The sequence below is a fragment of the Burkholderia sp. Cy-637 genome, assembly GCF_011753175.1.
In the GTDB taxonomy this organism is placed as follows: domain Bacteria; phylum Pseudomonadota; class Gammaproteobacteria; order Burkholderiales; family Burkholderiaceae; genus Burkholderia; species Burkholderia gladioli.
In genome coordinates, this window is sequence record NZ_VWWC01000121.1 from 1 (window position 1) to 22,978 (window position 22,978).

At 69.1% G+C, this 22,978-nt stretch carries 17 protein-coding genes; 1 reads left to right on the plus strand and 16 read right to left on the minus strand.

Going from position 1 to position 22,978, the window contains the following annotated elements; genetic code table 11:
• The 16 genes from F3J10_RS25375 to F3J10_RS25450 form a co-directional block, all read right to left on the minus strand.
• Positions 1-3,233: multidrug efflux RND transporter permease subunit (locus F3J10_RS25375; RefSeq protein ID WP_167243280.1), on the minus strand; the 3,233-nt coding region annotated here is incomplete at its 3' end.
• Positions 3,234-3,243: 10 nt separating this feature from the next.
• Positions 3,244-3,834, minus strand: coding sequence for a GNAT family N-acetyltransferase (locus F3J10_RS25380; RefSeq protein ID WP_167243281.1), 591 nt, complete (start codon positions 3,832-3,834; stop codon positions 3,244-3,246).
• Entirely contained in the window at positions 3,831-4,358 is a 528-nt protein-coding gene (locus F3J10_RS25385; protein WP_029951064.1) for a GNAT family N-acetyltransferase, read from the minus strand. The genes F3J10_RS25380 and F3J10_RS25385 overlap by 4 nt, the downstream gene beginning before the upstream one ends.
• A gap of 23 nt (positions 4,359-4,381) precedes the next feature.
• A complete protein-coding gene (locus tag F3J10_RS25390) occupies positions 4,382-5,743 on the minus strand; it encodes a metallopeptidase TldD-related protein (RefSeq protein WP_025100472.1) in 1,362 nt (453 codons plus the stop codon).
• A complete protein-coding gene (locus tag F3J10_RS25395; protein ID WP_025100473.1) occupies positions 5,743-7,179 on the minus strand; it encodes a TldD/PmbA family protein in 1,437 nt (478 codons plus the stop codon). Before F3J10_RS25395 ends, F3J10_RS25390 begins: the two co-directional genes overlap by 1 nt.
• Complete coding sequence (locus F3J10_RS25400) at positions 7,172-8,842, minus strand: dipeptide ABC transporter ATP-binding protein (protein ID WP_167243282.1); 1,671 nt, start codon at positions 8,840-8,842, stop codon at positions 7,172-7,174. The genes F3J10_RS25395 and F3J10_RS25400 overlap by 8 nt, the downstream gene beginning before the upstream one ends.
• Position 8,843: 1 nt before the next feature.
• On the minus strand, positions 8,844-9,953 hold the full coding sequence (locus F3J10_RS25405; protein ID WP_025100475.1) for an ABC transporter permease: 1,110 nt from the start codon (positions 9,951-9,953) through the stop codon (positions 8,844-8,846).
• Positions 9,907-10,959, minus strand: a complete 1,053-nt coding sequence (locus F3J10_RS25410) for an ABC transporter permease subunit (RefSeq protein WP_025100476.1) — start codon at positions 10,957-10,959, stop codon at positions 9,907-9,909. Before F3J10_RS25410 ends, F3J10_RS25405 begins: the two co-directional genes overlap by 47 nt.
• Before the next feature lie 4 nt (positions 10,960-10,963).
• Entirely contained in the window at positions 10,964-12,886 is a 1,923-nt protein-coding gene (locus tag F3J10_RS25415) for an extracellular solute-binding protein (protein ID WP_167243283.1), read from the minus strand.
• A 151-nt stretch (positions 12,887-13,037) separates the two neighbouring features.
• Complete coding sequence (locus F3J10_RS25420; RefSeq protein WP_025100478.1) at positions 13,038-15,821, minus strand: TonB-dependent receptor; 2,784 nt, start codon at positions 15,819-15,821, stop codon at positions 13,038-13,040.
• Positions 15,822-16,202: 381 nt separating this feature from the next.
• Entirely contained in the window at positions 16,203-16,778 is a 576-nt protein-coding gene (locus F3J10_RS25425; RefSeq protein ID WP_025100479.1) for an XRE family transcriptional regulator, read from the minus strand.
• 13 nt (positions 16,779-16,791) lie between these two features.
• Complete coding sequence (locus tag F3J10_RS25430; protein WP_025100480.1) at positions 16,792-17,985, minus strand: tetratricopeptide repeat protein; 1,194 nt, start codon at positions 17,983-17,985, stop codon at positions 16,792-16,794.
• 16 nt (positions 17,986-18,001) lie between these two features.
• A complete protein-coding gene (locus F3J10_RS25435) occupies positions 18,002-18,427 on the minus strand; it encodes a biopolymer transporter ExbD (RefSeq protein ID WP_013691704.1) in 426 nt (141 codons plus the stop codon).
• 9 nt (positions 18,428-18,436) lie between these two features.
• Positions 18,437-18,859, minus strand: coding sequence for a biopolymer transporter ExbD (locus tag F3J10_RS25440; protein ID WP_025100481.1), 423 nt, complete (start codon positions 18,857-18,859; stop codon positions 18,437-18,439).
• A 13-nt stretch (positions 18,860-18,872) separates the two neighbouring features.
• Positions 18,873-19,784 (minus strand): MotA/TolQ/ExbB proton channel family protein, encoded by a 912-nt coding sequence (locus F3J10_RS25445; protein WP_025100482.1) that lies wholly within the window; start codon positions 19,782-19,784, stop codon positions 18,873-18,875.
• 93 nt (positions 19,785-19,877) lie between these two features.
• Positions 19,878-20,573 (minus strand): energy transducer TonB, encoded by a 696-nt coding sequence (locus F3J10_RS25450; protein ID WP_025100483.1) that lies wholly within the window; start codon positions 20,571-20,573, stop codon positions 19,878-19,880.
• Between the two features lie 850 nt (positions 20,574-21,423).
• Between F3J10_RS25450 and F3J10_RS25455 the strand changes: the two genes are divergently transcribed.
• On the plus strand, positions 21,424-22,978 hold a 1,555-nt coding region (locus tag F3J10_RS25455; RefSeq protein ID WP_167243284.1), incomplete at its 3' end, for an ATP-binding protein.

Consider the following 22,978-nt stretch of genomic DNA (forward strand, 5'->3'; position numbering starts at 1 on the left):
TGCGCCGCTTCCCGATTTCCTTCCCGATTCCCGCGCCGCTCGGCGGCATCGCCCGAGACGCCCTCTTCCCGATCCGCGGCGCCCTCGGCCGCTCCGCCCGCGCGCCGCCGCTCGCTGCCGAGCACGGCCACCAGCCGGTACGCGAGCGGCGCGAACACCAGCCCGAACAGCGTCGCCGCCAGCACCCCGCCGAACGCGCCGGTGCCGATCGAGCGGCGGCTCTCGGCGCCCGCGCCGGTGGCGATCACCAGCGGCACCACGCCGAGCAGGAAGGCCATCGAGGTCATCACGATCGGCCGGAAGCGCAGCGCCGCCGCGTCGAGCACCGCCTCGCGCAGGCTGGCGCCGTGCCGGTAGGCATCGCGCGCGAACTGCACGATCAGGATCGCGTTCTTGGCGGCCAGCCCGATCACGGTGATCAGCCCGACCTTGAAATAGACGTCGTTGGGCAGCCCGCGCGCGAGCGCCGCGGCCAGCGCGCCGGCCGCGCCCAGCGGCAGGATGGTCAGCACCGCGAACGGCACGGTCCAGCTCTCGTAGAGCGCGGCCAGCACCATGAACACGGCCAGCACCGACAGGCCGATCAAGAGCGGCGTCTGCCGCGCGGCGATGCGCTCCTCGCGCGCCGCGTCCACCCAGTCGTAGCCGATCCCGCTCGGCAGCGCCGCGGCCAGCCGCTCCATTTCGGCCATCGCCGCGCCCGAGCTCACGCCCGGCGCCGAGCGCCCGCTCACGTCGAGCGAGGGATAGCCGTTGAAGCGCGACAGCGAGACCGGGCCCAGGCTCCAGCGCCGCGAGGCGATCGCCGAGAGCGGCACCATCTGGCCCGTCGTATTGGGCACCATCAGCGACATCAGCGCATCGTCGGACATCCGCGCGCTCGAGTCGGCCTCGACGATCACCCGGCGCATCCGGCCATTGGCCGGGAAATCGTTGACGTAGTTCGAGCCGAAGGTGCCGCCCAGCAGGCTGGACAGCCGCTCGAAGGGCACCCCCAGCGCATAGGCCTTGGCGCGGTCGATGTCGAGCTCGACGCGCGGGCCGTCGGGCTGGTCCTCGGTGCGGATCGAGGCGAGCCGCGGATCGGCGCGCGCCGCCTCCACCAGTTGCTTGCGCGCCGCCTTCAGCGCGTCGAGCCCCACGCCGCCGCGATCCTCCAGCCGGAAGGTGAAGCCGTCGCCGTGGCCCAGGCCCGGCACCGAGGGCGGCAGCGAGACGTCGATGTCGGCCTCGATGATCTTCGAGAACTCGCCGTTGAGTCGGTCGCGCAGCGCCATCGCGTCCACGTCGCGATGCGCCCAGTCGGCCAGCTCGACGAAGCCCATCGCGATGTTCTGGCCGCTGCCGGTGAAGCTCCAGCCGATCACGCTGGTCACGTTGGCCACCGCGTGCTCGCGCGCCAGCACCGCCTCGACACGCTCGACCACCGCCAGCGTGCGCGACTGGGTGGCGCCGGCAGGCAGCTGGATCATCACCTGCAGTTGCCCGCGATCCTCGGAAGGCAGGAAGCCGCCCGGGATGGCCCAGGCCATCAGCGCGCACAGCGCCACCAGGGCCGCGTACAGCAGCAGCATCGGGCGCGGCCGGTCGATGGTGAAGGCCACCACCCGGCGATAGCGCTCGCCGAGCCGGTCGAACAGGCGCGCGAACGCATTGGCCGCGCGCGTGGCGAGCGCCGGCACGCGCCGCCCTCGCGCCGCGGCGGCGCCCTGCCGCTGCGCCTGCCCCTGCCCGATCGGCTTGAGCAGGCTCGCGCACAGCGCCGGCGTGAGCGACAGCGCGACGAAGGAGGACACGCCCATCGAGGCGATCATCGCGATCGAGAACTGCCGGTAGATGCCGCCCACGCCGCCGGGGAAGAAGGCCATCGGCACGAACACGGCGGTCAGCACCGCGGTCACGCCGACGATCGCGCCGCTGATGCGCTTCATGGCGCGGCGCGTGGCCTCGCGCGGCGACAGCCCCTCGTCCTCCATGATGCGGTGCACGCTCTCCACCACCACGATCGCGTCGTCGACCAGGATGCCGATCGCCAGCACCAGGCCGAACATGGTGAACACGTTGATCGACAAGCCGAAGATCCACATCGCCACGAAGGCGCCCATCAGCGTGACCGGGATCACCACGGTGGGCACCAGCGTGTAGCGCAGCCCGCGCAGGAACACCCACATCACCAGGAACACCAGCACCACCGCCTCGACGAGGGTCAGCACCACCTCGTCGATGGCGATCTGCACGAAGTGGGCGCCGTCGAAGGGCACGCGGATCTGCGCGCCGGCCGGCAGGCGCCGCGACAGCTCGCCGATCCGCTCGCGGATCGCGTTCGAGGTGTCCAGCGCATTGCCGCGCGGTCCGAGCTGCACGCCGACCGCCGCGGCCGGCTTGCCGTTCAGGCGCGACCAGTAGGAATAGTCGTCGCGGCCGATCTCGATGCGCGCGACATCGGCCAGGCGCACCGCCGAGCCGTCGGGCTTGGCCTTCAGCACGATCCGGCCGAACTCGGCCGGCGAGGCCAGTTGCCCCTTCACGATCACCGAGGCGGTCATCTGCTGGCCGGGCTCGAAGGGCGCATCGCCGATCGCGCCGGCCGTCACCGCCACGTTCTGCGCGCCCACCGCGGTGATCACGTCGTCGGCGCCGAGCCCGAACTCGCGCAGCTTGTCGGGGTCGAGCCAGATCCGCAGCGCCACGTCCGCGTCCCACAGCTGGGCCGAGCCGACGCCGGGCACGCGCTTGATCTCGCGCAGCAGGTTGCGGGTGAGGAAGTCGCCCAGCGAGGTGGAATCCTGCTGGCCGTCCTTCGAGGCCAGCGTGACCAGCATCAGGAAGGTGTTGGCCGCCTTGAACACGCTGATGCCCTGCTGCACCACCTGCTGCGGCAGCCGCGGCTCGACCTGCTTGAGGCGGTTCTGCACGTCGACCACGGCGATGTCGGGATTGGTGCCCGGCGCGAAGGTGACGTCGATCTCGAGGTTGCCGTGGTTGTCGCTGTTGGTTTCGTAGAACTGGAGATTGTCGATGCCGTCGAGGCTCTCCTCGATGATGCTGGCCACGTCCTCGTCGACGGTTTCCGGCGCCGCGCCGGGATAGATGGCCGATACCACCACGCGCGGCGGCGCCAGGCGCGGGTACTGCGCGACCGGCAGCTGCGGGATCGCCAGCAGCCCGGCCACCACGATCGCCAGCGCGACGATCCAGGCGAACACGGGACGATCGATGAAGAACGACGGCATCGACCTCCCCTCAGCCGCCCGGCGGCGCGAGCGCCGGTGCCGCCACCAGGCGCGCCATCAGCAGCCCGTCGGCCAGCTCGCCGTCGCGGATCGCATGGGCACGGAAGAACGCCTCGGTGACGAAGCCGAAACGCTCGTAGAGCGCGATCGCGCGCGTGTTGTCGGCGAACACGTTCAGCTCGATGCGGCGCAGGCCGAGCTCGCGATCGGCGGTGTCGAGCATCGCCTGCATCAGCCGGGCGCCGATGCCGCGGCCCGCGTAGGCGTCGTGCACGGCGATGCCGAAGCTGGCGCCGTGCGAGCGCGGCGGCGGATGCACGAACAGCGCGAGATGGCCGACCACGCGGCCGTCGATCACCGCGCACAGCGCGAAACCCTGGCCGGCGCCGCTCACCAGCGGCGCGTGCCAGTTGCCGACCACCTCCGCCGGGCGGCAGGGCATGGCCAGCGTGTAGCGCAGCGAGACCGGCTGCTGGTGGATCGTCGCGACGGCGGCCGCGTCGGCCGGTTCGTAGGGGCGCAGGATCACGGTGTCGGCCGGGCTTGCCGGCACGGTCGATTCCGGCGCGGCGGCCGACGTGACGGGATTCGATCCGCTCATGGCTGCCCCGCCGGATTGAAGGGCGCGGCCACCGGCAAGGCATCCACCAGCCGCGCCATCATCCGCAGGTCGACCAGCATGCCCTCGCGCAAGGCGGCGCCGCGCCGGAAGCCTTCGGTCTCGAAGCCGTAATGGCCAAACAGCGCGAGCGCGGCGGCGTGGTCGGCATGCAGGTCGATCTCGAGCCGGCGCAGGCCGAGCCAGCGATCGGCGAAGTTCAGCATCGCCTCGACCAGCGCGCGGCCGACCGCGTCGCCGGGCAGCGCGTCGTGCACCGAAAGGTCGAGAATGCCCACGTGATTGCGACGCAGCCGCTGCGGTGCCAGTTCGCCGAAGCCGACCAGCGCGCCGTCGGCCCAGGCGCCGAACCCGTGCCGCTGCGCCACCAGCTTGCCGAGCCAGTCGCGCCGCCATTCCAGCGTGCGATGCGGCGCCTCCAGGCGCCAGGTGGCCACGCCCGGCCGCGACAGCAGCGCGTGCAGCGCCTCGGCATCCTCGGCTTGCAGGGCGCGCACGGTCGTCATGGCGGGCTCGATCGCGACGAACGTCACAGTGTCAGCGCGAAGCTGCGCACCAGCATGCCCGGCACGCTGAGGCCGCCGGTGGCGCGTTCGCCCCAGGTGCTGTTGTTGAGCAGCGTCTGCGGCTGGGCGCCGAGGCGCTCCAGCTCGCCGCCGAACAGGCTGTAGAAGCTGTCGTCGAAGCGCATCGCCTCGACCGGCGCGACGATCTCGCCATCCTCCACCCAGAAGGTGGCGAAGCGCGTCATGCCGGTCATCCGGCAGTGGCTGCGATCCGAGAAGTTGAGATACCAGAGGTTGCCGACATACAAGCCGGTGCCGAGCGCGGCGAGCACCTCGGCATCGGCCAGGTCGCCGCCGGCGATCGACAGCGACTCGGGCACCTCGGCGGACGAGGCGCCGTTCGGCACCAGCCCGTATTCGCGCGCGGTACGCGCGTCGACCAGTTGGCCGACGCCGCGCCCGGCCGCCACCAGCGGCACGCTCTCGCGCAGGTAGCCGTCGGCGCTGAAGGCCGGCGCCAGGCCGAGCGAGAAGTCCTCGGTGATCGAGACGCGCGGATCGAGCGCGACCTCGCCCTCGTAGAGCCGCTGCAGCGCGCCGCGCGCGCTGCGTTGCGCGCGGGCCGAGAAGCCCGACCAGCCGGCCAGCCCGACCATCTCCTCGACCGCCGACGGTTCGAACCAGGTGCGGTAGCGGCCTGGCGCGAGCGCCTTGGGCGTGCGCGCCAGCACCGGCAGGCGCGCGGCCGCTTCCTCGACCTTGGCGGCGAACACCTCGTCGCGCCAGTCGTCGCCGGCATAGACCGACTTGATGGCGCGCCCGCTCTTGTCATACAGCGACCAGCTGAAATTGAAGTTCTCGACCTCGTGCCAGCCGCGGCTGCCCGTCGACGAGGCGAAACCGCGCGCGATCGTGCCGCCGGCATGGGCGCCGACGAAGTCGAGCCCTTGCGCGGCCTCGGCCACGCGGGCGGCCAGCGCATCGGCGTCGGGCACGCGGCCGCTGCGTCGCGTGGTGCGCGTCCAGCTGCTGGTATCGAACAGCAGGTGCGGATCGTCGGGCGCATCGCGCAGGGCCTCGCGCAGCGCGGCCAGCGAGTCGGCCAGCGCGGCGCGGTCGCTCGCCCAGTCGCCGCTGGCGGTCTGCTCGACCGAAGCCTGGCGGGCGCCCTGCACCAGCCGCAGGCTCAGCTTGCCCTGCAGCACGCGGCCGGTCTGGCGGATGCGGCCCGTGTTGAAGCGCACGAAATCGGAATGCTCGGCGGCGAACCACAGCAGGATGGTCTCGCCGGGCGCGCGCAGCGCGTCGGCCTCGTCGGCGAGCCGGTCGAAATGCGTCCGCCAGTCGATGGTGGCGGACGTGGAAGCGGTGGCGAATCCGGTCATCATGCGCCTCCGAACACGTCGACGTCGGCGAACACGCAAGCCGGCGAGGCATGGCCGACGCGGATCACCTGGGCCGGCTCGCCCTTGCCGCAATACGGCGTGCCGTGCACGCGGAAGGTGCTGGCATCGCCCACGGCGCGCAGGCTGCGCCAGAAGTTCGCCGAGATCCCGCGATAGTTCGGCTTGCGCACCACCTGGGTGAGCCGGCCGTTCTCGATCAGCTGGCCGAACTCGCAGCCGAACTGGAATTTGTTGCGGTGATCGTCGATCGACCAGGAGGTATTGGTGCGCATCAGGATGCCGCGCTCGGTGCCGGCGATCAGTTGCTCGAGCGAGGCGTCGCCGGGCTCGATGTTGAGGTTCGCCATCCGGTCGATCGGCGCGCGGTTCCAGTTCGAGGCGCGGCTGTTCGCGACGCCGGGCAGCCCGGCGCGCTGCGCCGAGAGCGCGCCGCCCAGCGGGCGCTCGAGGATGCCCTGGCGGATCAGGTAGGCCTTGGCGGCGGGCGTGCCGTCGTCGTCGTAGGCGTAGGAGGCGGCCTCGCCGGGCAGTTCCGGGTCGAAGCTGACGTTGAGCAGGGCCGAGCCGTATTGGTAGCTGCCGAACATCTCGGGCTTGACGAAGCTCCAGCCCGCGAAGTTGCGCTCGTCGCCGAGGATCCGGTCGAGCTCGAGCGGATGGCCGATCGATTCGTGGATCTGCAGCATCATCTGGTCGGGCATCAGCAGCAGGTCGCGCGGCCCGGACGGGCAGTTCGGCGCGGCCAGCAGCTGCAGCGCCTCGTCGGCCACGCGCGCGCCGGCGCCAGCGAAGCCGCTGGCCTCGAACACCGCCAGGCCGCCCTGCGAAAGCATCCCGCGTCCGCCGCCGAGCGAACGCGTCTCGGTCTCGCCGTCGGCATGCGCGACGGCGGTCAGTTCGGGGGTGACGAAGGCGAAGCGCTGGTCGATGCGGATGCCGTCGCTGGTCAGGTAGAGCTGGTCGGTCTCGATCAGCATCACGCTGGCGGTGCGCTCGACGATGCGGGGGTCGATCGCGGCGGCCGCGCATTCGTGGGCGAGCCGCGCCAGCCAGTCGGCGCGCGTGGGCAGCGCCGCGCCCACGCCGGGCGAGACGAAGCTGCCGCCGCGGGCCGGCCGCGCCACGTCGCGATGGTCGATCAGGGACCAGCGCGCCGCGGCCTTCGCGCGTGCGATCGCAGCGTCGAGCGCGGCCTGCAGGCCTGCCGGCGACAGGTCCGGGGTGGCCGCGTAGCCGGCCCCGGCGCCGCACCAGGCGGTCAGCATCGCGCCGCGATCCAGCGTGCGCTTGAGCGGTTGGGCGACGTCGTTGCGGACCTCGTGCTCGTCGGTCCGCTCGTCGACGATGCGCAGCGACCAGAAATCGGCATCGCCGCGCAGGCCGCGGGCGGCCTCGGCCCAGCGTTCGTCAATCATTGGCTCTCTCTTCGGCCGCCGCGGCCGTCGAGAGCATCGACGACGCGAGCAGCGCTTGTGTATAAGCGTGCGAGGGCGCGTTCAGCACGTCGAGCGCATCGCCCGATTCCACCACGCGTCCCGCCTTCATCACGATCACCCGGTGCGCCATCGCGCGCATCACGGCCAGGTCGTGGGTGATGAACAGATAGCTCAACCGGTACTTCTTCTGCAGATTCGTCAACAGCTTCAGTACCTGCTTCTGGATCGATACATCGAGCGCGCTGGTCGGCTCGTCGAGCACCAGCAACTCGGGTTCGACCGCCAGGGCACGGGCGATCGCGATCCGCTGCCGCTGCCCGCCGGAGAATTCATGCGGATACCGTAGCATCGCCTCGGCCGGCAGGCCGACCTCGTCGAGCAGCGCGGCAATTCTGCCACGCCTTGCGCTCGCCGTCATGTCCGGCCGGTGCAGGGCCAGCCCCTCGCCGACGATCTGCTCGACCGTCATGCGCGGCGACAGCGAGCCGAACGGGTCCTGGAACACCACTTGCATGCGGCCGTAGAGTTCGCGCTTGCCGCGCGAGCCGCGCACCTGGGCGAGCGGCAGCCCGTCGATCTCGATGGCGCCGGCCGCCAGCTGCTGCAAGCCGAGCACGGTGGCCGCCAGGGTCGACTTGCCGGAGCCCGATTCGCCGACGATGCCGATCGTCTCGCCGCGGCGCAGCGTCAGCGCCACCTCGTGCACGGCGCGAAAGCGGGTCTTGCCGAACAGCGAGCGCAGCCCCTTGGCGGCGGTGCGGTAGTCGACCGCCACATCGCGCACCTCGAGGATCGGCCGCGCGTCGGCCGGCACCGGCTCGACCTCGCGCACCGGCTCGCTGTCGAGCAGCCGCTGCGTATAGGGGTGTTGCGGGTTGGCGAACAGCGCGGCGGTCTCGTTGGTCTCGACCAGCACGCCCTTCTCCATCACCGCCACGCGCTGCGCGAAGCGGCGCACCAGGTTCAGGTCGTGGGTGATCAGCAGCACCGCCATGCCGCGCGTGGCCGCCTCCTGCTCCTGCAGCTCGATCAGCAAATCGACGATCTGCTGGCGCACCGTCACGTCGAGCGCGGTGGTGGGCTCGTCGGCCAGCAGCAGGCGTGGCCGGCAGGCCAGCGCCATGGCGATCATGGCGCGCTGGCGCTGGCCGCCCGAAAGCTGGTGCGGGAAGCTGTCGATGCGCCGCTCCGGCTCGGGAATCCCGGTGCGGCGCAGCAGTTCGATGCCGCGCTCGCGCGCCGCGCCGGGCCGCAGGCCCTCGTGCAGCCGCAGGCTCTCGGCGATCTGCTTGCCGACCGTGTAGAGCGGGTTGAGCGCCGTCATCGGCTCCTGGAACACCATCGCGATGTCGGCGCCGCGGATCCCGCGCATCTGCTGCTCGCTCTTGGCCAGCAGGTCCTCGCCGTCGAACAGCATGCGCCCAGACAGCTCGGCGTCGCGCACCAGGCGCAGGATGGACAGCGCGGTCACGCTCTTGCCCGAACCCGATTCGCCGACCAGCGCGACGCGTTCGCCGCGCGCGATCGACAGCGACAGCGTCTGCACCGCGGCGCGGCCGCCGAAGCTGGCGGAAAAATCCTCGATGCTCAGCAGCGGCCTTTCCTGGGACGGATTGGACTGCCTGGACTGGATTGGCGTCATCTCACTTGCCCCCGCCGAAGGCCGAGCCGCGGGCACGCGTGTCGAGCGCGTTGCGCAGCGCGTCGCCCATGAAGGTCAGCAGCAGCAGGGTGACCACCAGGGCCGCGAAGGCCGAGATCGAGATCCACCAGGCGTCGAGGTTGTTCTTGCCCTCCTGCAGCAGCTCGCCCAGGCTCGGCGTGGGCGGCGGCACGCCCAGGCCGAGGAAGTCCAGGCTGGTCAGCGAGAGGATCGCCGCGCTCATGCGGAACGGCAGGAAGGTGATCACCGGCGTCAGGCTGTTGGGCAGCACGTGGCGCCAGATGATCTGCGCATTGGTCAGGCCCATGGTGCGCGCGGCCTTCACGTAGTCGAGCGCGCGGTTGCGCAGGAACTCGGCGCGCACGTAGTCGGACAGCACCAGCCAGCCGAACATCGAGAGCAGGATGAACAGCAGCCACAGCGAGGGGTTGAAGATCGAGGCGAAGATGATCAGCAGGTAGAGGTCGGGCATCGAGCTCCAGATCTCGATCAGGCGCTGGCCGATCAGGTCGGTGCGCCCGCCGTAGAAGCCCTGCACCGCGCCCGTGAAGACCCCCACCACCACGCCCGAGATGGTCAGCGCGAAGGCCATCAGCACCGAGAGCCGGAAGCCGTACAGCAGGCGCGCGAGCACGTCGCGGCCGAACTGGTCGGTGCCCAGCCAGTTGCTCGACGAGGGCTTGGCCGGATACGGGTTCTTCGCGAAGTAGTCGATCGTGTCGTAGCGGTAGCGGCTGGGCGGATAGATCACGAAATTGCCGTTGCCCTCGAGGCGCTTCTGGATGTACGGATCGAGATAGTTGGTCTTGGCGGGGAAATCGCCGCCGAACAGCGTCTCGGGGTATTCCTTCACGATCGGGAAGTAGTAGTGCCCGTCGTAGCGCACCACCAGCGGCCGGTCGTTCGAGAGCACGTCGGCGAACAGGCTGATCACGAACAGCGCCGTGAAGATCACGAAGCTCCAGTAGCCGAGCGGCTGGCGCCGGAAGCGCAGCCAGGTGCGCCGCCACGGCGACGGCGACGCCTGCAGGCCGGCCGTCGGATCAGTGGTCCAGGCGGGAGAATTGGATGCGGGGGTCGACGAGGACATAGCAGACATCAGCGATGAGTTTGGTGACGAGGCCGATCAGCGTGAACAGGAACAGCGAGCCGAGCACGACCGGGTAATCGCGGCGGATCACCGAGTCGTAGGAAAGCTGGCCCATGCCGTCGAGCGAGAACAGCGTCTCGATCAGCAGGTTGCCGTTCAGGAAGGCGCCCACGAAGGCGGCGGGCAGGCCCGTGACGAGCGGGATCGCGGCGTTGCGCAGCACGTGCTTCCACAGCACGTCGCGCTCGGGCGCGCCCTTGGCGCGGGCGGTCAGCACGTATTGCCGGCCGATTTCCTCCAGGAAGGTGTTCTTGGTCAGGATCGTGACGATCGCGAAGTTGCCGATCACGGCCGCCGTGACGGGCAGCACGATGTGCCACAGATAATCGAGCAGCTTGCCGATCGCGCTCAGCTCGTCGAAGTTGTCCGAGGTGATGCCGCGCATCGGGAACAGTTGCCAGAAGGTGCCGCCGCCGAACAGCATCAGCAGCAGCACGCCCAGCACGAAGCCGGGGATCGCGTAGCCGGCCAGCACCATCACCGAGGTCACGGCGTCGAAGCGCGAGCCGTTGCGCACCGCCTTGGCGATGCCCAGCGGCACCGAGATCAGGTAGGTGAGCAGCACGGTCCAGAGGCCGAGCGTGATCGACACCGGCAGCTTGGAGCGGATCACCGCCCACACGCTGCGATGCGCGAAGTAGGACTGGCCGAGATCGAAGCTGGCGTAGCTGCGCAGCATCAGGAAATAGCGCGTGAGCGGCGGCTTGTCGAAGCCGAACTGCTTCTTGATCTGCTCGATCTGCTGCGGGTCGACGCCCTGGCTGCCGTGATAGCCGCCACCCCCGCCGCCGGCCTCGCCGCCGCGCGTGCTGCCGTGGCGCAGTTGCGTGAGCACCTGCTCGACCGGGCCGCCCGGCACGAACTGGGTGACCACGAAGGTGATCGTCACCACGCCGATGATGGTCGGGATCATCAGCAGCAGGCGTCTCAGGATATAGGCGAGCATCGGTTTACTCCTTGCCGCCCGCCGCGGCCGCGGCGGGGGTCGTGTTGCCGGCTGCCGGTGCCTTGCGATACCAGTAGTCGATGATCCAGTCCTCGTACAGGTAGGACAGCGGAACCGTCTTGGGATGGCCCAGCGTGACCTTGTAGCCGATACGCGCGTTCGGCAGGTAGTACTGCGGCACCAGGATGTAGAGGTTGATCAGCACGCGATCGAGCGCGTGGGTGGCCGTCTCCAGGTCGTCCAGCGTATTGGCGGCCAGCGCCGCGCGGATCAGCGCGTCGACCGCCTTCGACTTGACGCCCGGGTAGTTCTCCGAGCCGACCTGCGAGGCGGCCGCGCTGCCGAAGCGGCGGGTCAGCTCGGCGCCCGGGATGGTCACCGGCGCGTAGATGTAGGTCGTCATGTCGTACTCGAAGTTGTCGAGCCGCTTCTGGTACACCGCGCTGTCGAGCTCGTGCAGCCAGGCGTGGATGCCCAGCAGCGAGAGCGCCTGCGAATACGGCAGGATCAGCCGGTCCATGCCGGGCTGGTCGTCGATGATCTCGATCGTCATCGGGTTGCCGTTGGCGTCGCGCAGCGCGCCGTCCCGGTAGTGCCAGCCGGCCTGCTCGAGCAGCGCGCGCGCCTCCTTGAGGTTGTCGCGCAGCGAGTTCGGCGGGATCGTGTTCGGCTGCTGGACCATCGGGCCGAACACCTCGGGCGGCAGGTCCTTGCGGAACGGCTCCAACAGGGCCAGCTCCTTCTGGCTCGGCATGCCGCTCGCGGCGAACGGGCTGGCGGCCCAGAAGCTGTTGGTACGGCGGTACTGGCCGTAGAACATCATCCGGTTCATCCAGTCGTAGTCGAAGGCGAGCGCCAGCGCATGGCGCACCCGCACGTCCTGGAACATCGGCTTGCGCAGGTTCAACAGGAAGCCCTGCATCTGCGCCGGGCCGTCCGGGAACTCGCCCTTCTTGAGCAGCCCGTTGTCGAAGTTCTTGCCGATGTAGCGGCGCGCCCACTGGGTCGAGCTGTATTCCATGCGCGCGTCGATATCGCCGGCCTTGAAGGCCTCCAGCATGGTGTACTGGTCGAGGTAGAGCTTGAACGTCACCTGGCGGAAGCGGTACATGCCGCGTCGCGAGGGCAGGTTGGCGGCCCAGTAGTGCGGATCGCGCTCGTAGACGATCGAGCGGTCGTTCTTGCGCGCGACGATCCGGTAGGCGCCGCTGCCGATCGGCGGCACGTCGACGATCTGGTCGAAGGGCGGGCGCGTGCCGTCGGCGCGCATGCCCCACTTCGGCGAGAACACCGGCAGGTCGCCCGCGATCAGCGACGCCGAGCGCTCGGCGCGCTTGAAGTCGAAACGCACCGTGTGCGCGTCCACCACCTCGGCGCGCTTGATGATCTCGAACTGCGCGTTGAACAGCGGCGAGGCCTGGGGGCTCGCCAGCGTGTCGTAGGAATACTTGACGTCGGCGGCGGTGATCGGGTCGCCGTTGGAAAAACGCGCGGCCGGATTGATGTGGAAGCTCGCCGACAGGCCGTCGGGCGCGATCTGCACGTCGTCGGCGATCAGCGGGTACTCGGAGGCGAGTTCGTCCCAGCTGCGCTGCATCAGCGTGTCGAACATCAGGTTCTTCATGTCCGGTGCGGGCGAGCCGCGCACCAGGAAGGGATTGAGCGAGTCGTAGCTCTGCGCTTCGTCGTAGTTGTCGAAGTTGAGCGTGCCGTCGGTCGGCGCGTTCGGGTCCGCGTAGTCGAAGTGCGTGAAGTCGGGCGGGTATTTCGGCGAATCGTATTGCGCGATGGCCGGCACGGCGAGCGCGACGGACGGCAGCGCGAGACAGGCGGCCGACGCGGCGCATGCGAACGCGAGGGCCTGCGCGAGACGGCCGGCAAGACGCCGGCCGGCGCCGCGCGGCCGACGCCACGTGACAAGGTTCATCGTCATCCTGCTGGTGGAAGGCGCCGGACGCGGGCCGGCGCGAACAACGGTGGAGAGGGGAAACCGGGCTGGCGGCCACCGCGCGGCCGCCGCCTCCGGCATCAACCGGAAGGCGGCGGCCCGCCGCCGGCCCGGGCCGTCAGGCCGGACCTCAGAACTTGTAGGTCGCGCCGATCTGGGCGAAGCGGCCGATGTACGTGTAGATCGACTGGTCGTAACCGGTCTGGCTCAGCGTACCGTTCGCGAAGATCGGGTCATACGGCGGCGTGCGGTTGAAGATGTTGTCGATACCGCCGTAGATGGTCCAGTTCTTGAAGCCGGTGTAGGTCACCATCAGGTTGAACTGGCTGTACGAGCCGACCTTCGCCGGCGCCGGGGCCGGAATCAGGTTCTGCGCGTACGGGCCGGTGAACAGCCAGGTGAGCGCCGCATCCCAGCGGTGGTAGCTCCAGTCCAGCGTGGTGTTGCCGCGCCAGCGCGGGAAGCTGCCGCCGAACGGCTGGGTCAGCGTGAAGTTGTTGCCCGCGCCGTCCACCGGGGCCGCGCCCGGCTGGCCGATCTTGAAGCTCTTCACGTAGGCCCAGTCGCCCGACAGCGTCAGCGTGCCGAAGCTCTTGAGCGGCAGCGCCTGGCGGAAGGTCGACTCGAAGCCGTTGGTGTCGAGGTAGCCCAGGTTGGTGTACGGCGTGATCTTGTAGAGCAGCGCGCCGGTGTTCGGATCGTTGACGATCTGCGTCGGCGTACCCTGGCCGATCACGTTGTCGACGCGGATCTTGTACCAGTCGAGGCTGAAATCGGTGTAGCGGCTCGGCGAGAGCTGGAAGCCGATGTTCAGGTTGCGGGTGTGCTCCGGCGCGATGTTCGGATTGCCCACCGTGATCGACGTGTAGTTCTGGCCGCTTGCCGAATCGACCTGGCTGCCGATGGTGCGCGAGGCGCTGTCCTCGACGAAGGTCGGGGCACGGAAGCCGCGGCTATACGACGTGTACAAGGTCAGCTGCTGCGCCGGCTGGTAGCGCAGGGCGAAGCGCGGCGAGAACGCGCCGCCGACGTCCGAGTAGTGGTCGTAACGGCCCGACTGGCTGAAGGTCAGGTTCTTCAGGATCGGCACGTTCAACTGGTAATAGACCGCCGCGACGTTGCGCTGGCCGTTCACCGTCTGCAGGTTCGGCGAAGTCACCAGGCCGTCGGCGAATTCCGAGCCCGGCGCGAGGAATTCGCTCTGGTGCGTGAACTGCGCGCCGAGACCCAGGCCGACATCGCCGGTGGGCAGGTGGAACAGCGTCGGCGTGGACAGCGTCGCGTCGATCGTGTCGAGCTTCGAGATCCCGAAGGTGCTGGCGTCCTGGAACAGGCCGTTGAGCCCGTTCGGCGTCGAACCCGGGTTCGCGAAATTGAGCGCGCCGTTCTGGTAGATGTTGTTCAGCGCATTGACGTTCAGCTCGTTCGAGAACGAGTTGGACACCGTGCTCTGCGAATGGCTCAGCGAGGTCGCCCAATCCCAGTCACCGCCGATCGGCAGGCCGAACGAGCCCTTGATGCCGGTCGATGCCCGCCAGAACGTCGAGGTGGTCTTCTCCGCGACCGCTTCCGGGAACGAGTAGGTCAGTTGCGACGGCGCGCCCGTGGTGTTGAACGGGTTGCTGGTCGGGACGATGGTGTTGAACGGCGAGAGCTGCTGCGTGACCGGGTTCCAGACCAGCGCCGGACCTTGCGGGTTGCCGACGGTGTGGGTGCCCTGGTTCGAGGTCGACGAGATGCTGCTGATCATGAAGTCGCCGAACGCGGTGGTCTTGTCGTCCACCTTGAAGTCGCCATGCAGCTTCGCGTTCAGGCGCTCCGTCATCGGCAGGATCGACATGCTCTCGGCGGTGTTGGCCGCGCAGACCGTGCCGCCCAGGCCGTTGGTGGCCGCCAGCGAGTTGGTGCCGGCCGGCCGCACGACGCTGCCCGGCGGGCAGCCGGCGAGCGCCTGCGCGTTGCCGCCCGGCAGGTTCCAGTACGAGGGCGCCAGCACCGACAGGCCGCCGGGGAAGCCGGTGAAGTCCTGGTTGCGGGTCGAATCGCGGTCCGCCAGCGTGAAGCCGTTGGACTTGTAGTAGCTGGCCGCCGCCGTGATGTTGAAGCGGTCGGCGTTCAGGTCGCCGAAGCCGGCCAGGATGCCGAACTTGGTGGTGCCGTCGCCGTTGCCGGAATTGATCGCCGAGCCCAGGCTGCCGTCGAGCTGCACGCCGCGGAAGTCGTGCTTGGTGATGATGTTGACCACGCCGCCGATCGCGTCCGAGCCGTATTGCGACACGGCGCCGGTCTTGACGATTTCGATCCGCTCGATCGCGTTGAGCGGCAGGGTGTTGAGGTCGAAGAAGGAGTCGTCGGCGTTCGAGAAGAACGCGAACGGCGCGACGCGCTGGCCGTCGACCAGCACCAGCGTGTACTTCTCGGGCAGGCCGCGCAGCGCGATGCCGGCCGCGCCGGCCGCGAAGCTGCTGCTCTGGCCTTCGCCCCAGCTGTTCGCCGAGTTGGCGGTGGTATTGCGCAGGAAGTCCGCCACCGTGGTCGCGCCGCTGCTGGTGATTTCCTTCGGCGTGATGGTCTGCACCTGGTTGAAGCCGACCTTGTCCGAGCTGCGGATCAGCGAACCCGTCACCTCGAAGCGCTTGATCTGCTGCACCTTGTTGCCACCCGCGGGCGCGGCCGCCGTGGCGGCGGTACCCGAGGCACCCGCCGGCGCGTCGGCCGTGGCGGCCCCCACGCTGGACGGCGTATCCGCCTGCGCCACCTTGATGGCCGGACCGGATGCCAGGGCATCCGCCACTGCAACCGGCCCCGCCGCCGGCTGGCTCTGCGCGAACGCCGGCACTGCCAGCGTCGCCGCCAATGCGATTTCCGCCCAGACGATCTGCCTGACGGCCATCGCCAACACTCTCTGTTTCATCTTGCCCCTCTCGCTGAACAAATAGACCCCACCCGTCGCGCGCGGAATCTCATGAATTCCGTTCGCCGCCGACGCGGCACGCGTTTCGGCACCGATTGCCAAACCCTGTTTTATTGCCGGTTCCCTGCTATGTAGTGCGTGTTACCGCGTCGCCCGCAGCGGATGCATCCGTGACGGCATCCTTACAATTTGTTAGTCCTGCGAACGATACTGCCTGAGCGACAGCTGCCTGCTTCGCGACCGGTTCGATCGACCGGGTCGTCGCGACCCCGCGCCCTCCGCGGTGCCGCCTGCCTGTTCGCGAGCCGTGGCACGGGCCCGCTGTTGTATGTGCTGCCTACCGCTTCCCCCTGCCGGCCGCCTGCTCGCCGCCAGTTCGGGTCAGAACAATCTCGGCGTCCCGACCCAGACCATCCACGACTCCTCGGCCGCCACGTTGCGCCATGCATGCGTGACGTTGGCCTCGTAGTGCGCGGTGTCTCCCTGCTTCAGCGTGAAGGTGCGACCGTCGAGGGTCAGCGCGATCTCGCCGCGTATCACGTACAGGAACTGCTCGCCCGTATTCGACGCCACGGCGGACTGGGCATGGTCCACCGGCATCTTCACCAGCACCGCGTCGAGCTGGCGGCTGTCCATCTGGTTGGTCAGCCGCGCGAACGAATTGGCCGAATCCGTGAAGCTGAAGAACTGCAGCGTCTCGGCGCGCCGGACCGACTTGGCCTCGGTGGGCGCCTCGACGAAGTACTGCATGCTCACGCCGAGCGCGCGGGCGATGCCGACCAGCGATTGCAGCGAGGGCGTCGCGCGGCCGCGCTCGACCTGCGAGAGGAACGGCTTGGAGATGCCCGCCATCACCGCCACCTCGTCCAGCGTCAGCTTCAGCCGCTGCCGCAGCGCGCGGATCCGGCCGCCGATCGCCGCCGACGCGGACATCGATTCATCGAGGATCGGAACCATGTTAGATCGCTGTTCATTTCGCCACGACGAGGGTCCACAGCCGCGCCAGCTCGGCCGTCCCGTCGTTCCCGTTGACGGCCCGGAACGCCTGCACCGCATGGGCCTTGTCGCCCGCCACGTAATACGCCTCGCCGAGCCGCAGCTGCGCGAGATCCGGATGCGCCAGGCCGCCCTTGGCGATCGCCTGGCGGATCTGCGCGATGCCCTCGGCGCCCTTGCCGGCGAACACCAGGTTCAGGCCGGCGTCGACCGGGTTGACGGGATTGTCGGGGTCGGGCGGCGCGGTCAGTCGCTTGACGGCCAGCGCCTGCAGGCGCTTCTCGCGGTCGGCCTGGGCGTCGTGGCCCAGCACGCCGGAGGCGAAGCCCTGGTCGATCACCTGCTTGCCTTCGGCGGTCGAGCCGACCACGATCGCGAGCTGGGTCATCTCCATGTAGTCGTCGACGCTCGCCAGGCTGTTGGTGGCACGGCGCAGCCGGTAGATGTCGAGGTCCAGCGACGACAGGTAGCCCGGCCGCGTGCGGATCGCGTTGAACAGTTGAGTCTGGTAGGCCGGGTTCGGGTGGTGGATGGCCAGCGATTCCAGCGCCGAGAGATAGGTCGCGCTGTCGTTGGCGTGCTGCGCGCAGGTGGCCAGCATCTGCAGCGAGCCTTCGTCGGTGACGCGCCCGGCGCGCGTGTCGGCGTCCACCGCCGGCTTGAGGGTGGCCACCACCTGCTTGCAGTCGTTCGAGAGGTAGTAGGACTGCAGCAACAGGGTGCGCATGTCCGGATCGTTGCCGCCTGCCTTCTGGTAGCGCTGCGCGGTGCGGATCGCCGCGGCATAGTTCTTCTGCTGGAAATAGAGGCCCGCCAGCGTGGCGGCGGTGCGCTGCTCGTCGGCCGCGCCCGCGTGGCCCGAGGCCAGCACCGCCTCGTAGGCCTGCTGTGCGGTGCCGGTGTCGCCGGCGGCGATGGCGGCCGCGCCGCGCATCTCGTCGACCGTCACGGCCTCGTAGGGCGTCTTGTTCGGCACGGCCTGCGCCTGCGCGATCTTGCCGAGCGCGTCGCGATACTTGTGGGCGCGATAGAGGTCCTGCGCGGCCGCGAGCGGCTTGGCGATCTCGGGGCGCAGCGAGTCGGCCGCGTGCGAGATGCCCGATGCGCAGGCAAAAAGAACCCCCAGCGCGGCCGCGAGCGCGGCGCGCTTCATCCGTTGGTCGATCATCGAGGTACCCGGTTCGTTACTGCATGTACTGTTCGTTGCCGATCAGGCCGATCTTGGTGGCGCCCACGCGCTGCGCGGCGGCCAGCACGCCCGCCACGTCGCGATACGGCACCAGCTTGTTCGGCCGCAGATGGATCTCCGGCTGCACCGGCTCGGCCGCGGCCTGCGAGAGCTTCTGCTCGAGCGCGGCGCGGTTCGGCACCAGGGTGCCGTTCCAGGTGGTGGTGCCGTCGAAGTCGATGTCGATCTGCACCACTTCCGGCGGCGTGGCCGGCGGCGGCGGATTGCCGACCGGCAGGTCCATCTTCACCGAGTGCATCTGGATCGGGATGGTGATGATCAGCATGATCAGCAGCACCAGCATCACGTCGATCAGCGGCGTGGTGTTGATGTCCACCATCACTTCCGGCTCGCCGCCACCGCGCGAAACGTTCATTCCCATCGTCTGCTCCTAGCCGCGAGCCGGCGGCTCGGTAATGAAGGACACTTTCGCGATCCCCGCCCGTTCGCAATCGGTGATCAGGCGCCCGATGAATTCGTAGCGGGTGTCCTGGTCGCCGCGCACGTGCACGTCGGGCTGCGGGTTCATCTGCGATACATCCTTCAGCTTGGCGAGCAGGGTCGGGCTGTCGACCAGCTTCTCGCCCCAGAAATACTGCCCTTCGCGGTTCACGGCGATCTCGATGCTCTTGGGCTTGGTCTGCAGCGGCTGCACGGTTTCCTTGGGCAGCTGCAGCGGGATCGTGTGCGTGACCACCGGGATCGTGATCAGGAAGATGATCAGCAGCACCAGCATCACGTCCACCAGCGGCGTGGTGTTGATATTGGCGATCACCTCGTCGTCGCCTTCCTCCTGCCCGACACTCATGGCCATGGCGAATCTCCGCTCAGCGGCCGAGCGAGGCGGCCGGCGCGCGCACCGCGCGCTTGCCGCCGCCTGCCAGCACCACGGTGTGCAGCTGGGCGCCGAAGTTGCGCACGCGCTCCATCACCGACTTGTTGCGACGAACCAGGAAGTTGTAGCCGAGCACCGCCGGCACCGCCACCGCCAGGCCGATCGCGGTCATGATCAGCGCCTCGCCCACCGGGCCGGCGACCTTGTCGATCGAGGCCTGGCCGGCGATGCCGATCGCCGTCAGCGCGTGGTAGATCCCCCACACCGTGCCGAACAGGCCGACGAACGGAGCGGTCGAACCGACCGTGGCCAGGAAGGCCAGGCCGTCCTGCATGCGGTTCGAGACATTGGTGATGCCGCGCTCGACCGAGGCGTCGATCCAGGTGTTGCGGTCGACCGCCTCGAGCAGCGCCTCCTGGTGATGCTCGCCCGCCTCGATGGCGGTTTCGGTCAGGAAGCGGAACGGCGAAGCCTCGTCGAGCAGCTTGACGCCCTCGGCCAGGGTCGGCGCGGTCCACAGCTGTTCGTCGGCGTGCTTGGCGCGGCGGTTGGCGCGCAGCTGCTCGAGGAACTTGGTGATCATGATGTACCAGCTGCCCATCGACATGATGACCAGCAGCACCAGCACGAAGCGCGCCACGAAATCGCCGCCCTTCCAGAGCGCGCCGAGCCCGTAGGGGTTGCTGACCGCCTCGGTGGCGGCCGGTGCCGGCGGCGGCACCGCGTCGGCCGGCGCGGCCTCGGTGGCGGGTGCCGTCTGGGCGGCCGCCGGCGCCGAGCTGGCCGCGGCATCGCTCGACTGCGCATAGGCAGCCTGCGGCGCCAGCAAGGCGACGGGGGCAAGCAGCCCGGTGGCGGAAATCATCATGCTTGCCGCGAGCGCGGCGATCGAACGCTTGGCCATACCCAACTCCTGTCGATTCGTTGTACTGACGAACACGTCACGTGCTTCGCCGCCCGGTGCCGGCCCCGCCGGCACCGCTTCAGATTGATGAACTCAGTTCAGGTTGAACGAGAAGGGAACCTGCACGCGCACCGGCTGCCCCTGCCCGACGCACTTGAACTGCTTGACCGCGTTGAAGGCGGCGCGATCGAGATCGGAATCGGCCGACTGCGCGACCCGCTCGTTGGTGATCTTGCCGTCCGCGTCGACCGTGAATTCGATCAGCACGTCGCCGGTGATGTTGTTTTCCTGCGCGGCCTGCGGATAGCGGATCGAGCCGCGGATCTGGTCCGAGTTCGGGCACACCACGCCGACTTCATGGCTGACGGGCTTGGGCGCGGGCGCGGCCACCGGCGGCGGCGCCGTGACGGGCGCGGACACCACGGGTGCGGCCTGGTGGACGATCGGCGTCTGCACCGGCGCCTGCACCGGCACCTCGGGGGGCGGCACGAACGGCGGCGGCGGCGGAGCGAATTTCGGCGGCGGCAGCTTGACGACCGGCATCGGCGGCGGAGGCGGCGGCTTGACCGGCTCGATGATGCGGGTTTCGATCGGGTGCTGGATGACCTGCACGACCTTGGTGGCAAGGCCGTTGAGCAGCGCGTAGATCAGCACGACGTGCAGCAGCAGCACGATGGCGATTCCCGCGTAGCGCCGGACCGGCTGCTTGCGCGAGGCGTCGTACTGGCGGGGACGGCCGAGTTGCGCCAGCCCGCTGTTCGACGCGGCGAGGCCCTCTTCAATCTTCATTGTCAAATCAATCCCCCCGGACGGGATGCGCCCGGTAACCGGTTGCACCCGGATCGGGTGCAACCGACGTCTCGTAACCGGGGAGCGGATCCCGCGCAATATCGTTTGGATTCCAAATCGATAGCGCCGGTCCCTGCTGCCCGAATGATCAAAAAGCCAGAACCTCTGTGTTGTGTCGCCCGTCGCGCGCCGGAATCGACGCCATCGCGGCATCGTTCGGTGCTTCTGCGCGGCGCTCAGGCTGGCGGTGATCGACCGTCCAGCGATTCGCCGCCGGTTTGCGACATGACTTGGGTGCAGAAGATATCGCAGAAAAAAAACGCTCGTCAAACTTTATTTGATGACCCCACACTAAATTTGGAGGGTTTATTCCAATTCCTTGGTGAGCCCCTTCCGACAAGGCTTCCCGCGAATCTCGTTAATCTATTTGTAAAGCAGATTACAAATCTGTTTTTGAGAAATAGATATGCACGATAATCGTGCGATGCACCAATTTGGACTGCACTGCAGTGCGGCAATTTCCATTGCATTACAAATTGGCTGACATCGTATTTACCCGAATTCCCATTCCTTTATATGCACCATTCCGAATTCGGCATGAAGCGCGGCAATCGCGTCCGATGCGCTCCGCCGAGTTTCATTTCCTGCTCCGCTCCAAGCCTGTTCATTCGCATTACTGATCATCAAGATTCCGAACGCTCAAGCATTCATCGAAACGATCATCGTCAGAATTCCTGATCGATTTCCGAAACCTCCCGGTCGACCGCGCCGCGCCCGTCATCGCGCGGTGGCATAATCGATCCGCTCCCACAGCATCGCGGTGCGCCGCGCGCCGGCGCCCGCCGTCACGATGACCGATCCGATCACGCTTCCCGCCCCCGACAATCCGCTGCGCGTGCTCGTCGTCGACGATATCGGCGCGAGCCGCGCGGAAACCGCCTCGCAGGTGCGCGCCTCCGGCCATCACGTGCTCGAGGCCGACAGCGGCGCGGCCGCGCTGCGCATCGTCGAGACCACCGACGTCGACCTGGTCCTGCTCGACCTGCTGATGCCCGACATGGACGGCTTCGAGGCCACCCGCCGCCTGCGCGCGATGCGCGAGCGCGCCTGGCTGCCGATCGTGGTGATGTCGTCGCTGCATGGCGCCGAACACTTCGTGCGCGCGGTCGAGGAAGGCGCCGACGACTACCTGGTGAAGCCCGTCGACGGCGCGCTGCTGGCAGCGAAGATCCGCAACATCGGCCACGTGCTCGAACTGCAGGCGCGCGTGGCGAATCTCGCCGCGCACAATCGCGAGCTGTTCGACCATGTCGGCGACGCCGTGCTGACCATCGAGGACGGCCTGCGCATCTGCGACGCGAACGCGGCCGGCTACGCCCTGCTCGGACTGGACGCGCTGCCCGACCAGGGCGCGCCGCTCGACGCGCTGCTGCCCGCCGAGCTGGCCGAGCGGCTGCGCGCCGACACGCCGCCCGCCGCCTGCCAGGCGCTGGTGCGCGGCCCCGCGGGCGACACCTTCCCGGCCGACATCCGCATCAGCCGCTGGCGCACCAGCGCGCGGCCGCGCGTCTCGCTGGTGATCCGCGACCTGACCGAGCAACGCCGGCTCGACCGCCTCAAGGACGATTTCCTCAGCACCGTCAGCCACGAGCTGCGCACGCCGCTGACCTCGGTGAAGGGCGCGGTCGACCTGCTCGCCGGCGGCGCGGCGGGCGAGCTGCCGGCGCCCGCGCAGAAGCTGGTCGACATCGCGCGCCGCAACGGCGAACGGCTCGGCCGCCTGATCGACGACGTGCTCGACGTGGCCAAGCTCGAGGCCGATCGCATGACGCTGCAGCGCCGCGCCTGCGCGCTCGACACGCTGGTGGACGAGGCGCTCGCCGCCAACCTCGACTACGCGCGCCGCGTCGGCGTCACGCTCACGCGGGTGGGCGCGCCGTTCGGCTGCGAGGTCTGGGTCGACCCGGACCGCTTCCTGCAGGTGATGGCGAACCTGCTGTCGAACGCGATCAAGAATTCGCCGGCCGGCAGCGCCGTGGAGATCCGCGGCGCCACCGACGGCACGCGCGCGCGAATCGCCGTGCGCGACCACGGCGGCGGCATCCCGGAAGCCTTCCGCGCCCGCATCTTCGAGAAGTTCTCGCAGGCCGACGAACGCGACCGGCGGGTGGGCACCGGCACCGGGCTCGGCCTGCACATCACCCAGGTGCTGGTCGAGCGCATGCACGGCACGGTCGGGCTGGTCTCGACGCCGGGCCACGGCGCCGAATTCCATGTCGACCTGCCGACCGGCGACGCCGCGGCCGTGCTGCCGCCGGCGCGGCCGGTGGCGCTGGTGATCGATCCGGACCCGGCCTGGCGCGCGCGCATCGCCGCCGCGCTCGCGCCCCGATTCGCCACGCTCG